The following is a 13597-nucleotide window of genomic DNA, read 5'->3' on the forward strand; positions in this document are numbered from 1 at the left end:
TAAGAACATCGCGATGCCGGAACAGAGCACGACACCGAGAACGCCGAGTACGACCGTGTGCTCTCGGACCTTTTCCGGGATATGCGGTCGCCGGCGGGACTGGGGGGAGCGGATCGCTCCGAGTTGTTCTGTCATGGGGTCTTGGTTTCCGATTCCCGGTTTGTCGGAGACGAGGAGTGGGTCATTCCTTGAACGTCACGCAAGGAGCGGACCGCACTCGCCAACGCCAGTACGGACATGGTGAGGAAGACCAGGGGGACCAGGTAGTACACGGGCCATGCCTGAACATCGGATACTCCCGCGGTCTGTCCGATGGCGTGGGCGTCGCGTGCCTCACCCCAACCGTAGAAACCGAACCCGAACGTGATGAGCGCGACGAGGAGGTGACCGAACGCGAGAACGGCCCTGCGTGCCAGTCCGTGCATGACCCCGCTCAAAAGGTCCGCGACGACGTGCTCTCCGCGTATCTGTGCCGCCAAGAAGCCGAGTAGCGCGATGATCGGGAGATAGATGTACTGCGTGATCTCGGTCGTGTTCTGGATCGGGCTGTTCATGAAGGCACGCATGAAGGCGTTGGCCGTGACGTGCGTCATCATGAGCGCCAACACGATGACCGCGGGGACCTGGATCGCCGGCAACAGATAGCGCCGCGCCACTGGTGTGTCCGATGAACCGCTCATGCGGTCTCCTTCCTGGGACGCACCGCGCCCCATGGGCCATAGGCGACATCGGTGTGCCCCAACAGACCCGCGCTCTTGGCGGTCGTGTCTCGGTGCCGCCCAGCGGTCTCCTCACGACGTCGGACGAGCGGATGACCGAAGAGGGGACTGGTGTGTCGCAGGTCATGTGTTGCAGATCATAGTGAGCGGTGTTTCCTGGCCAGTCAACGCCCATTCCAATCGGCGGAACACCGGTATCGAGAGTGACTGCTCGAATGCGTTTCCGTGCCGGTCCAAGTGAGGTGATTCCGGACCGTGGAACAGGCGATGGACGTACCGGTGGCTTCCTCGACATCGTTCTCGGCGTGAGAGGACGTCGACCCTGGCAGAGGAGCCGTGTATGTCCACCGAAGGCCTGTTCGATGCGCTCGATACGTGCGTCATCTCCGATGCCATGGACCGCCTGGGCCTGGACAGCGGTGTCGCGGACGATCTGCGTCCTCTGTGGGAGGGAGCCCGACTGGCCGGGCGGGTGGTCACGGTCCGACTCGCGGCCGGCGACCCCCCCGAGGAGAAGGCCGGCGTACACCTGGGAGCCCGGGCGATCGAGAGTTCGGCTCCAGGGGAGGTGATCGTGGTCGCCAACGAGGGGCGGGTCTCCATGGGCAGCTGGGGAGGCCTGTTGAGCCGGGCGGCGCGAGCGGCAGGGGGAGCCGGAGTGGTCACCGACGGCGCCGTGCGCGACGTCGACGAGGCCCGGGAGTTGGGCTTCGCCGTCTTCGGCCGTGCGGGTGTGCCGCGTACCGCGCGGGGACGGGTCCACGAGGTGTCGACCAACGGACCGATCGTGGTGAGCGGGATCACCGTGAACCCGGGCGACTGGGTGGTCGCCGACGGAAGCGGGGTCGTGTTCGTCCCGGCGGTCGACGCGGAGCGGGTCGCGGGCGTGGCCAGGGAACTCGTGGAACGAGAGGCCGCGCTCATCACCCTCCTGGAGCGGGGCGACCCGGTCACCGAGGTCCTCGGTACCCCTTACGAATCGATGCTTCAGAAAGAGAACCGATGAGACCGGACGCCAAGGGCGACACCGTTGAACGCGCCGTTCGACTGGGAACGGCGACCCTGCACGAGGCCGCCGGCAAGATCGGCGCACTCCCCTCGGCCATCGGGCCGGTCTGGGACGCCCCGGCCTTCGGTGGGCCGGCACTCACCGTGCGCGGACCGGCCGCCGACAACCTGTGGCTCCACCGTGGCCTGCTCCAAGCCGAACCGGGCCAGGTCATGGTGGTGACGGTCGAGGGGCACCACGAGGCCGGGTACTGGGGCGAGGTCATGGCCGTGGCCGCTCAGGTCCGAGGCCTGGTGGGACTGGTGATCGACGGGTGCGTCAGGGACGTGAGCGCCCTGCGCGACCTCGGTTTTCCGGTGCACGCCCGAGGCCTGTGCATCCGTGGCACCGACAAGGACCCCCACGGCGACGGCGCCGTGCACGGATCGTTGCGGATCGGCGATGTCGATGTTCACTCCGGTGACCTGGTCGTCGCGGACGGCGACGGTGTCGTGATCCTTCCTCAGGATCGTGCCGAGCACATCGTCGTGGACGGGGAGGCCCGTGAGGCCGAAGAAGCCCGGATCCTGACCGCGTTGCGTCGAGGAGAGACCACCGTGGACCTGCTCAATCTGCCGAAGGAGCCGAAATGACCACGCCTACGACCATGGCGATTCTGTCCCGTTATTCGACCTCCGCGGTCTCTGACGCGCTCGACAAGCTGGGCGTCAACGGCCAGGCCCTGGGCATCAAGCCGCTCTCACGCGATTTCAGGTTGGTCGGCCGCGCGTTCACGGGCCTCTACCAACCGGTCGGGGTCGGCGGGGGAACGGTCGGCGACTACATCGACGACGTTCCTCCCGGAAGCGTCGTCGTCCTCGACAACGGTGGTCGTCAGGACGCCACGGTATGGGGCGACATCCTCACCGCGGTCGCCCATCGGCGCGGCGTCGCGGGGACCGTGATCGACGGTGTCTGTCGCGACAGCGACCGTGCGCTGGAGGTCGGCTACCCGATCTTCTCCCGTGGGACGACGATGCGCACCGGCAAGGACCGCGTCATGCTGGCCGCGGTCGATGTCCCCGTCTCCGTGAGCGGGGTCCTCGTCCACCCCGGGGACGTGCTGCTGGGGGACGCGGACGGCATCGTCGTGGTCCCCTCCGCCGTGGAGTTCGAGGTCATCGAGACGGTGCGGCGGATCGAAGAGGCGGAAGACGTGATCCGGCGGGCGGTCCAGGCAGGCGAGCCGCTCAGCGAGGCACGACGGAAGGTGTCCTACCACTCGCTCCAGAGCCGCACGACGGAGGTGCCGTCATGACCGACCCCGAGGGCGTGGGCGGTGCCCCCGCCAAGGAAGGAGAGACGGTGGAGCACATCGGCGTCGTCTACCGCATACCGGTGGTGGAAGGCGGACGGGACAGCGTCATCGAGGTCCTGGAGGAGTACTCCCGGCGGATCTGCGCCGACCCCGACCCCTTGGCCCGGACGGTGACGGTGGTCCCGGACGAGACCGACCCGAGCGTGGTCTGGCTCCACCAGGTGTTCTGGGACTTCGACTCCTATGAGGACCACTTCCACAGCGCCGCACGGATGCGCCTGCGCCATGGCATGGACGGCCTGCGGGGCGGAGCCGTCGAGGTGTTCCGTGTCCGAGGCGCCGCCGTCGACCACTCGGAGCAGGCCCTGCGAGAGGCGGATCGGCGCGCCGGGGAGTCATGGGCGAGCGTGTCCTCGGAGGTCACGTGAGAACCGTGTGACCGCCGATAGGGGCACCACAGGCACGCTTTGGACGACATAGGTCAGGAATGGACCACACATGCGTTACCTTCGGATTCCGCGTACGGGACTGAAGCTCTCCGAGATCAGTTTCGGCGCGGGGACGGCCGCCGGGCTCATGATCCACGAGACGCCCTCGAAACAGCGGGCAGCGGTGGAACGGGCCCTGGAACTGGGCATCAACTCCTTCGACACCTCGCCGATCTACGGCATGGGCTGCTCGGAGGTCAACCTCGGACATGCTCTCGAAGGCATCGGCGAGGACGCGGTGGTGACCACCAAGGTCGCCATCACCCCCGAACACCTTCTGACCCGATCGATCGGACACTGCGTCCGCAGGTCGGTGACGGCCAGTCTGGAACGGCTACGACGCGACGCGATCGACGTCCTGCTCGTCCACAACGGCGTGCACTTCTCCCGTGAGGCGCCGCTGGACCCCGACCCCTCGGGCCCCTACCACGCCATGCAGGACCTTCCCCACCTGACCTTCGACGAGATCATGGGGGAGGGCGGGGTCTGGGAGGCCGTCGCCGCGTTGAAGGACGAAGGTCTGATCAAGAACTTCGGGCTGAGCGGGCAGGACAACGACGCCGATCTGATGAGAGCGCTCATCGGCGCCGGTGTGGTCGACATCGTCAACCAACCGTTGAACCTGCTCAACCCCACACCGGTCACCGGTCGGGAGGGGGAGGGCTTTCTGGCCGACGTCGAAGCCAACTTCGTCGACTACGACCACTTCCTCCACTTCGCCGAGGCCAACGACTGCGCCGTGTCGATCATCAGCCCGGTGGCGGCCGGTGTACTGACCTCGGCGGCCCAGGCAGGGGCCCGGCCCCCCGCCGTCTCCGAGTGGGAGGCGCGTTTCCCCTTCGAGGGCCACTACGGCCGTGAACTGCGCCGGGCCGCGGCCTTCGTCCCCGTCGCCGAACGTGCCGGGATCTCGATCACGGACCTGGCCTACCGCTTCGCTCTGTCGGCACCGGGTGTGGTCACCGTCCTCGGAGGATTCTCCGACATCGAACAGATGGAACAAGCGGTCGCCGCGGCCGAACAAGGGCCGCTCTCGGACCAGGTGCTCGCCGAACTCGAACAGGTGTGGGCGGGCGCTCCGGCGAACCCACCGGCCCGGGCTTGGTGAATCGACCATGCAAGAACCGAAGGAGAACCTGATGATCATCGACAGTCACGCCCACTCGGTCGCGGGCCGGGGCGAGGGACCCGCGGTCGCCGGTAACAGCCTGATGGCCCGGTGGACCGTGATGGAGGCGTCGGGGAGAGCCGGCGCCAAGCCTGCACCCGCCGACCGCGAGGAGTTGCTCGACGGGTTGGCCTTCCAGCTCGAACTCATGGACCAGGTGGGCACCGACATCCAGCTCACCTCACCTCGCCCGTTCGTTCTGAAGCACTCGCACCCCTCGGCGGAACTCGTCCACCAGTGGACGGAGTTGAACAACGACTCCATCGCCGTACAGGCACGACAGCGGCCGGATCGGATCTACGGTGTCGCGGCGCTGCCCCAAGCGGCCGGCCGTCCGATCACCGACACCTTCGACGAGATCGACCGCATCCTGGAACTGGGTTTCGTGGGCGTGCTGCTGAACCCCGACCCCAGTGAGGGAGCCGGCACCTCGCCGCTGCTGGAGGACGAGTACTGGTTCCCGCTCTATGAGAAGCTCCAAAAGCACGACCTTCCCGCCCTGCTCCACCCCGCCGCCTGTTACGGCCGGGAGACCTACAGCGAGCACTTCATCAGCGAGGAGAGCCTCGCGGTCCTGTCCCTGATCCGGGGTCGTATTCCGCAGCAGTTCCCGGGCCTGAAGATCATCGTGCCCCACGGCGGCGGATCGATCCCCTACCAGCTGGGACGATGGAAGGCCGCGAACATGAAGGCGCGTGAGGCCGGGGCGGACATCCCGCCGTTCGAGGAGGCGTTGCGCAGTCTCTGGTTCGACACGTGCCTCTACACGCAGGACGCCATCGAGCTTCTGGTCAAGGTGGTCGGAGCGGACCGCGTTCTGTTCGGAACCGAACGCCCCGGTAGCGGCAACCCCTTCGACGACCTCAAGCCGGTGATCGAGGCGATCCCCAGCCTGTCCCAAGAGGACAAGAACGCGATCTTCGAGGGCAACGCGCGTCGCGTCTACTCCCGTTTGGCGTAACCGTACATGGCCGAAGCGAATGAGATCGGGAAGCCGGCGCGAACACACCGGATCGACGTTCACCCCGAGGAAAGACGACCAGGAACGGTCGAGGGCCTGGCCATCGAGCGCAAAGGTCCGATCCTGATCCTCACCCTGGATCGACCACAGCTGCACAACGCCATTTCGTTCGCGATGTGGGACGAGCTCGCCCGTGTTCTCAGTGAGATCACGTACGACCGTGGGATCCGGGCTGTCCTGCTCAAGGGGAACGGAAGGTCCTTCTGCTCCGGTACGGACATCGGCGACCTCGGAACAGAGGTCGCCGACGCACCGGAAAGACGCGCCTCCCGAACGATTCAGCGCATGCGCACGGTGAGTACCGTCATCGAGTCGATGACCAACATGCCGAAACCGATCATCGCCGCGGTCAACGGTGTGGCGGCCGGAGCCGGGATGGGCCTGGCTCTGGCCGCCGACCTGATCGTCGCGGGGCGCGGCGCGTGGTTCAAGGTCGCCACGGTGAGTCTCGGTTCGATGCCCGACGCCGGTATCCCCATGCAACTCCACTGGAGTCTGGGAATGCGCAGGACCAAGCAGATATGTCTGCTGGACGAGCGTATCGACGTGGACTCCGAGGAGGGGGCCCGTCTGGTGAATTGGGTGGTACCGGAGGAGGAGGTCGACGGTTTCGCGCTGTCGATCGCCGAGCGTGTCACGAAGATGCCACAAGGGCTGGCCGGTCAGATCAAGAAGGCCGTCAACGCCCTGCCGGATCGGAGCCTGGTCGAGCATCTCATGCACGAGGGCATGGACGTGGGGACACGGGTCCAGGACTCGGGTTACATCGACGAAGTCGAACGTTTCATGTCCGGCCGTGGCTCAACGGTCCCGAAGAACGAGGAAAAGGGCGGACACGATGGCGAATGAGGAGACGGTGAAGGTGGAACGGGCCATGCGGGGAAGGCGTGCGGTGGTCATCGGCTCGGCCCGCGGCATCGGCCGAGCGACGGTGCGGATGCTGGCGAGCCGTGGCGCGTCGGTCGCCTGCCTCGACCTCGACCAGGCCGGGGCCGAGGAGGCCGCCGAGCAGATCCGGGAGAGCGGAGGCGAGGCGCTCGCCCTGTCCTGCGACCTCGGCGACGTCGACAGTGTCGAGACGGCCGTGACCCGAGCCGCCGAGTGGGCCGGGGGAATCGACCTCCTCGCGGTCGTCGGAGCGATGGCGCATGTGGGTGAGGTCGAGAAGATCTCGCCGAACGATTTCAGGCGGGTCCTCGACGTCAACCTCGTCGGACCCTTCACCGCGGCGAGAGCCGCGCTACCGTACCTGGTCGCCGCCAAGGGGAACATCGTCAACGTCGCCAGCCTGGCGGGCATCAAGGGCATGCCCTACGGCGTCGCCTACTCGGCTTCGAAGGGCGGCCTGTTGATGCTGACGAAGTCGCTGTCCGTCGAACTGTGGGAGACGGGGGTCCGCGTCAACGCGGTCGCACCCGGAGGTGTCTCCACCGGTATGCCGGCCGCGGGAGAGTACCCCGAAGGGGGATGGGAGCGGGTCGCGAAGCGGTTTCGTACGTCGTTCGGCCCGGCGACGGCCGAACAGGTCGCCGAGGCCGTCGTGTTCCTCGGCTCGGCCGAGGCCCACATGATCAACGGCGTGGTGCTTCCCGTGGACGGCGGCGCGTCGGCCTGAACGCACCGGCCGCCCGCCGAGAACGTGAGAACGAGGAGATGCAGGACGTGACGGACACACCCCTGAGGGGACTGAAGATCGTGGAGTTCGGTTCGATCGGACCGGTGCCCCACGCCGCGATGCTGCTCAGCGACCTTGGTGCCGACACGGTCCGTATCGGTCGCGGCGGTGCCAACGACTCCCCCTTGGGGGACTACGGCTCGCCCGGGCACGTGCTCCGCGGACGCACGTTCGTGACGGCCGACCTCAAGGACGAGCGGACACGCTCCCTGGCGTTGGACCTGCTCACCGAAGCGGACGTGGTGCTGGAAGGTTTTCGCCCCGGAGTGATGGAGCGTCTCGGGCTCGGACCGGACGTGGTCCGTGAACGGAACCGGCGCCTGGTCTACGCCCGCATGACCGGTTGGGGGCAGGACGGTCCTTTGGCGCGCACCGCAGGCCACGACATCAACTACGTGGCCCTGACCGGTGCCCTGAACGCCATCGGACCGAAAGAGCAACCCCTTCCCCCCTTGAGCCTGGTGGGGGATTACGCGGGCGGTTCGATGTTCCTGGTGTTCGGTGTCCTGTCCGCGCTTTACCAACGCGAGAGGACGAAAGAGGGGACGGTCGTCGACGCATCGATCGTCGATGGGGTGAGCGCCCTCGTGCAACCCATCTTGGAACTTCGGTCCCAAGGACTGTGGTCCGACGAACGTGCCGACAACATGGCGGACGGGGCCGCCCCGTATTACCGGACCTATCGTTGTCAGGACGGTGGTTTCATGGCGGTAGGGGCCGTCGAAGAGCGGTTCTACGAACTTTTCGTCCGCATGCTCGACCTCGTCCCCTCCGAACTCCCCGACCGGGCGGAGAAGAAGAACTGGGGCGCCCTGACGGAGATCTTCCAGGAACGGTTCCTCACCCGGTCGCGGGAGGAGTGGACCGAACTCTTCACGGGAACCGACGCATGTGTCACACCGGTGCTGACCTTCGAGGAGGCGCCCCTGGACCCCCACGTCAGAGCGCGAGGATCCTTGTACGCCGATAACGGGGACGTGACGGCGGCGCCGGCTCCGAGGTTCGCCGGGAAGCGCTCCCCGGCGGCCTCGGGGGAGCGGGTCATGACGATCGAGGCGGCCGTCGCACGGTGGCGAAAAGATCCCGCCCCTTTTGAGTTGCGATAGGGACAACCGGTTCCGGACAGTGGAATCCTGTGTGTCGCCCCTCTCACAGTCCATGGAAATTTCTTTCCAGGTTCGCCTTCGCATAACCACGAAGGGCCGTCGCAAAGGAAGAGGTTTTCGTGGCATCGACACAACGTCAACGAAAAACGGTCGTCGCCGGAGTCATCGGAACAACGGTCGAATTCTACGACTTCGCCATCTACGGGACGGCTGCGGCACTGATCTTCGGCCCGCAGTTCTTCAGCGAGTCCTCCGCCGTGGCCGGTACCCTGGCGGCGTTCGCCACGTTCGCCGCCGGTTTCGTCGCCCGGCCCTTGGGCGGTTTCGTGTTCGGTCATTTCGGAGATCGCGTCGGTCGCAAGCGCACATTGCAGATCACGCTCCTGCTCATGGGCCTGTCCACGACGCTCATCGGACTGCTGCCCACCTACGCCCAGGTCGGGCTGCTCGCCCCGCTTCTCCTGGTCCTGCTGCGACTGGCCCAGGGCTTCGCCGCCGGTGGTGAGATCGGTGGCGCCGTGGTCATGGTGGTGGAGAACACCCGACCGGAAAGGCGCGCGACATCGGGTTCGATGGTCATCGCGTCGCTCTCGCTCGGAGGGATCCTCGCGACCGGTGTGTTCTTCCTGGTCTCGTCGGTATTGACCACCGACCAGTTCAACGACTGGGGCTGGAGGATTCCGTTCCTCATCAGCATCGTCCTGGTCGGGGTCGGCGCCTACGTGCGCAGCCGGCTGGACGAGACGACCCAGTTCGCGCAGGTCGCCGAGCGTGGTGAGACGGAGAGGTTCCCGCTGCTGACCGTCCTTCGCCACAACATGCGTTCCGTGCTCTTCGTCCTAGGGGTCGCCACGGTCTTCTCGGCGGCCTCGTTCCTCTTGGCCGTCTTCGTCCTCAACTACCTCTCCACGACGGTGGGGCTCACCCAGGGGTTCGCGTTGGGGGTCGTCACCCTGGCGCTCGCCGTCTCGGTGGTCTCGGCCGTGGCAGCCGGGCGTGCGGCGGACTCGTTCGGTCGCCGCCGGGTCATCGTGGTGGGCCTTGTGACCGTCATCGTCGCGACCTACCCCCTGTTCGCGCTGATGGACACCGCAGACCGCCCCCTGGTGGTCGTCGGCGTGCTCGGGCTCGGGACACTGGTCGGAGCCATCGGTGGACCGATGGCGACCTACTTCTCCGAACTGTTCCCGCCGTCGGTCCGCTACAGCGGTTTCTCGGTGGGTTACCAGCTCGCCTCGATCCTCGGCGGTGGTCTGGCCCCGTTCATCGCGACGGCGCTTCTGGCCGCCACCGGTGGGGCGGGCTGGTCGATCAGCCTCTACATCGTCGCCCTCGCCGTGGTCGCACTCGCGTGCATCGCTAGCCGACCGGACACGGGAGGACCTCGGGCCGGCCTTGAGGGCGTGTCCGAGAAGGGACAGGAGGAAGGGGCTCGTTGAGGGCCCTTCCCCCTGTGACATGTCACGGGCCTCGTGGGGCCGTGTCCTCGGACTCCCGGGCCACTGTGCCCGATCGTCCGTTCCCGGACCCTGCGGATGGCGGCCGGCCGATCGCCGAGCGCCGACGATGAACGGTCCCCGAGCGTAGGGGCGGGTCGAGGGGATCTGAACGGCCTGTGGGCGTCGCCGGCCCGTGTGCGTGGACGGCACCAGGGTCGCCGTCCCTGACGTGGGCGGCGGAGTCATGTGAGGGAGAAGGGCTCTGGAGGTGGGCGACCGGGGAGGAGTGTGTGCACCCCGGAGCACACGGGGGCACACAGGGCCCGAACGCGGTGAGGACCTCGCGCGAGGTCCTCACCGCCCCCTATGGAACGGGCTCCTGAAGCGCACCCGACAGGATCCGGCCCCGCGGCCGTCAGCGGAGGAGAGGTCGCCGACCACGACACTCCCGTCCGTCCCGCTTTTTCCGTGACCTGGTGATACCACCGCCGCACCGCTCGGCCCTCTCACGATGGCATGGCTGGTATCGGCGATCGGACCGACGATCGAGTTCCCCGAGCCCGCACGGTGCCGGGGGTGGTGTCCCTACCGCCCTCGGGTCACGAAGGACCCGTCACCCGAGGGCGGTCGGTGTCGACCTCGGCCGCTCTACGGTGTGCCGGCGTAGGTCTCGAACTCGGCCACGCGCGGTGTGCCGTTCGAACCGGTGATCTCGAAGTTGATCTTCCGCAGTGTCGTCGGGGAGAAGGTGATGACCCCCGCTCCGCTGCCGGTGGCCAGGACGGTGCCGTTGTCGTTGTCGACGACCCGCCAGGAACCGATGTTGCCCTGGGCTCCGGACGCCTCACGGATGTTGATCGTGGACACCGTGGTGTTGGAACCCCACTTGACCGAGATGCGACCGGTCGATCCGCTCGGCGACCAGTAGGTGTTCATGTCGCCGTCGATGACGTTGCCGTAGCTGGTCCCGCTGCCCTTGCTGGAGCCGTCGGCGCCGGCCCCGATGCTGAGGTTGGTGCCGCTGGGAGGGTCACCGGGGTCACCGGGCTCCGGGTCGGGACCGGGGCCGGGGTCGCCCGGGGCCGGGTCGTCCGCTCGGCAGTTGCCGTCGGAGACCCGATTGCCCTTGTTCGCGCCCGCGGTCTGCCCCAGCACCTGTGCCAGGCAGCCGGCGTCGTCGAGGCTGTAGGAGTACGGAATGCTCACCGACGTGGTGGAGCGCGGGTCGGGTCCGGCCGGGTAGTTCTTGTCACCTTGGCTGGACCAGGTCACGTTGTCGAAGACGTTGCCCCGGACCTCCCAGGTGCCCCTCTCGTTGGTGTAGAAGGTGCCCAGGACGTCCCTGGAGTTCTTGAAGTAGTTGTTCTCCACCTTCGCGCGGGCCCCGGCGCGGGAGTTGATGCCGGACTTGGAGAGTCCCGAGTAGTGGTTGTTGTACATGTGCCCGATGCCGCCGCGCAGCAGGGGGGCACGTGAGTCGATGTTCTCGTACAGGTTGTGGTGGTAGGTGACGTAACCGTTGGAGCGGTCGCTCTCGCTGGACCCGACCAGGCCGCCACGGCCGGAGTTGCGCAGGATGCTGTAGGAGAGGGTGACGTACTGGGTGTTGTTCTTCATGTCGAAGAGGGCGTCGTAGCCCTCCGACTCCCCACCCGACGCCTCCAGGGTGACGTGGTCGACCCAGACGTTGCGGACGTCCTTCTCCATCCCGATGGCGTCGCCACCGTTGGACGTGGGCGAGCCGGACTTCTTGACGTTCCGGACGGTCACGTTCTGGATGATGATGTTGCGGGACTCGCGGATGTGGATGCCGAGCTGGTCGAACACGGCTCCCCTGCCGGTGCCGACGATCGTGACGTTGCTGATCTTCTTGAGTTCGATCACGTCGTCGGCGGTGTCACAACCGGGGCCCGACACCTTGGAGGTGTTGCCGTGGTTGATGGTCCCTTCCACCTGGATGATGATCGGGGTGCTGGTGCTGGGGCGGTCGCACAGGGCCTGGTGGATCTGGGTTCCGGTGGTGGCGCGTACGGTCTGCCCGCCCGCGCCGCCGGTGGTCCCGCCGTTCTGGGTCGCGTAACCCGTGGCGCTGCCGGTCTGTGCCGCTGCCGGGGACATCGGCAGGGCCAGGCCGGCCGCCACCACGGCCGTGGCGGCCAGCGTCGACGCGAGTCGCCGCGTGAGGGATCTTCTCACTGCTCGCCTTTCCTCATGACGGATGAGAGTTGACTGGGAGGTGAACGTGGACTGCACTTCCCGAGAGTAGAGAAAGCGCTTTCCATGTCAAGAGGGGTAGTGCAAACGTTTGTAGTCGGAAAAGATCTCCGCTCCGCTTCTTGCTCCTTTGACCTGCCTCTTTGCAGGCGTGTGTTGTCGAAAGTGGAAGCGAGTACCTCAAAGGCTGCAACCGCTTGAGTCGGCTCCCGTGCGACAGGACGAAGAGGGATCGGGAGCCCCGCCGGGGACGGGGAGTGCCGTGGTGCGGTGTCGGTGTTCAGCCCAGGGTGCGAGCGAGTGTGGGAGGTCTCGCCTACGACGACGCCGCTTCGGGGAGCACCGTCGAGGGGCGAAAGTGCTCCCCGAAGCAGCGTCGTGGCGAGCCGGGCCGCAAGGCCCGCCCCTCCACCACCTCGCCGGACCTTTTCGGCCCCACCCGACACCTCCCGCCCGGAGCGTCGCCGGCCGTGGCCTTGGCTCCTCACCCACGCACCAGGCGGACCACCAGGACCACCGCGCCGGGCAGGGAGGACACCAGGGTCAGCAGGCCGTAGACCACCGACACCGTCAGACCCGTCTGCGCGCCCATCCCCGCCGCACCGAAGGCCAGGGCGGTGACCGCCTCGCGCGGACCCCAGCCGCCCAGGCTCAGCGGCAGACTCATCACCAACAGCGCCAGGATCGCCGGCGGCACCAGTCGGAGCACGGGCGCGGTGACCCCCGCCAGGTGGGAGGCGAGCAGGAACAGGGTCACGTACCCGGCCAACGCGGCCACCGAGAACAACAGCACCGAGGGCCAGCGCGCGAGCAGTCCCGCGCGGACCTCGGCCCCGGCGCGACGTAGGGCCCGCCACCACCGCGACCGGCGCGCCCCGCCCACGCGCAGGGCCACCGCGCACACCAAGGCGATCACCGCGACCGCTCCGAACGTCACCCCGGCCGCGCGCAGCCCCGGACCCGGCAGCGCGGTGGGAAGGGCGAACAGCAGCGCGACGCCGCAGGCGGCCAACACCACCTGTCCGGCCGTGCGTTCCAGGACCACCGCACGGACCCCGCGGCCCATGTCGCCGGAGTAGCGGCCATGGCCGAACGCGCGGTGGACGTCTCCCAGGACCCCGGCGGGGAGCACCGAGTTGAGGAACACGGCCAGGTAGTAGTCGGCCACCGCGCGCCGTAACGGCAACCGCAGCCCCACCCCGCGCGCCACCGTCCGCCAACGGGCGGCGGACAGCACGGTGGTGACCGCGCCGATGCCCGACGCCGCCAGGACCGCGCGGACGTCGACGGCCGCGACGGCGTCGGTGAAGGCCTCCCGGGGGTACCACCACACGACCACGCCCAGGATGGCGAGTCCGGTCAGCGCCCTGGCCCACGCCGACCATCGGGAAGGCGCGCGGCGCACGGGATTCTCGGCCCGGTCGATCCCGTTCCTTCCGGTCTTCATCGCCCGAAGACCTC

13 protein-coding genes are annotated in these 13597 nt (G+C 67.6%); 10 read left to right on the forward strand and 3 right to left on the reverse strand.

The features are described 5' to 3' along the window. Window positions 1-131: 131 nt before the first annotated feature. Window positions 132-680 carry a TRAP transporter small permease gene (locus tag PFX91_RS08430; protein WP_285730661.1) on the reverse strand — a complete coding sequence of 183 codons (549 nt, stop codon included), beginning with the start codon at window positions 678-680 and terminating at the stop codon, window positions 132-134. 379 nt (window positions 681-1059) lie between these two features. On the opposite strand from PFX91_RS08430, the gene PFX91_RS08435 reads away from it, so the two are divergent. From PFX91_RS08435 to PFX91_RS08480, 10 genes are all read left to right on the forward strand, one after another. Further along, a complete protein-coding gene (locus tag PFX91_RS08435; protein ID WP_285730662.1) occupies window positions 1060-1725 on the forward strand; it encodes an RraA family protein in 666 nt (221 codons plus the stop codon). Next, window positions 1722-2360 (forward strand): RraA family protein, encoded by a 639-nt coding sequence (locus PFX91_RS08440; protein ID WP_285730663.1) that lies wholly within the window; start codon window positions 1722-1724, stop codon window positions 2358-2360. The genes PFX91_RS08435 and PFX91_RS08440 overlap by 4 nt, the downstream gene beginning before the upstream one ends. After that, window positions 2357-3025, forward strand: a complete 669-nt coding sequence (locus PFX91_RS08445; RefSeq protein ID WP_285730664.1) for an RraA family protein — start codon at window positions 2357-2359, stop codon at window positions 3023-3025. Before PFX91_RS08440 ends, PFX91_RS08445 begins: the two co-directional genes overlap by 4 nt. Then, window positions 3022-3453, forward strand: a complete 432-nt coding sequence (locus tag PFX91_RS08450; RefSeq protein ID WP_285730665.1) for an NIPSNAP family protein — start codon at window positions 3022-3024, stop codon at window positions 3451-3453. Before PFX91_RS08445 ends, PFX91_RS08450 begins: the two co-directional genes overlap by 4 nt. Window positions 3454-3523: 70 nt before the next feature. Next, window positions 3524-4621 (forward strand): aldo/keto reductase, encoded by a 1098-nt coding sequence (locus PFX91_RS08455; protein WP_285730666.1) that lies wholly within the window; start codon window positions 3524-3526, stop codon window positions 4619-4621. Between the two features lie 31 nt (window positions 4622-4652). After that, window positions 4653-5642: an amidohydrolase family protein gene (locus PFX91_RS08460; protein ID WP_285730667.1), complete on the forward strand. Its 990-nt coding sequence runs from the start codon at window positions 4653-4655 to the stop codon at window positions 5640-5642. A 6-nt stretch (window positions 5643-5648) separates the two neighbouring features. After that, complete coding sequence (locus PFX91_RS08465; RefSeq protein ID WP_285730669.1) at window positions 5649-6551, forward strand: enoyl-CoA hydratase/isomerase family protein; 903 nt, start codon at window positions 5649-5651, stop codon at window positions 6549-6551. Next, entirely contained in the window at window positions 6541-7317 is a 777-nt protein-coding gene (locus tag PFX91_RS08470) for an SDR family NAD(P)-dependent oxidoreductase (RefSeq protein WP_285730671.1), read from the forward strand. Before PFX91_RS08465 ends, PFX91_RS08470 begins: the two co-directional genes overlap by 11 nt. A gap of 47 nt (window positions 7318-7364) precedes the next feature. After that, a complete protein-coding gene (locus tag PFX91_RS08475; RefSeq protein ID WP_285730674.1) occupies window positions 7365-8483 on the forward strand; it encodes a CaiB/BaiF CoA transferase family protein in 1119 nt (372 codons plus the stop codon). A gap of 119 nt (window positions 8484-8602) precedes the next feature. Next, window positions 8603-9922: an MFS transporter gene (locus PFX91_RS08480; RefSeq protein ID WP_285730675.1), complete on the forward strand. Its 1320-nt coding sequence runs from the start codon at window positions 8603-8605 to the stop codon at window positions 9920-9922. Between the two features lie 648 nt (window positions 9923-10570). On the opposite strand, the gene PFX91_RS08485 is transcribed toward PFX91_RS08480, so the two are convergent. Together PFX91_RS08485 and PFX91_RS08490 are read right to left on the reverse strand one after the other, a co-directional pair. Continuing rightward, complete coding sequence (locus tag PFX91_RS08485; RefSeq protein ID WP_502888276.1) at window positions 10571-12118, reverse strand: pectate lyase family protein; 1548 nt, start codon at window positions 12116-12118, stop codon at window positions 10571-10573. Window positions 12119-12620: 502 nt separating this feature from the next. Then, window positions 12621-13583 carry a lysylphosphatidylglycerol synthase transmembrane domain-containing protein gene (locus tag PFX91_RS08490; protein ID WP_285730677.1) on the reverse strand — a complete coding sequence of 321 codons (963 nt, stop codon included), beginning with the start codon at window positions 13581-13583 and terminating at the stop codon, window positions 12621-12623. Between the last annotated feature and the right edge of the window lie 14 nt (window positions 13584-13597).

Origin of the sequence: Nocardiopsis sp. ATB16-24 (genome assembly GCF_030271535.1) — a bacterium.
Lineage (GTDB): Bacteria > Actinomycetota > Actinomycetes > Streptosporangiales > Streptosporangiaceae > Nocardiopsis.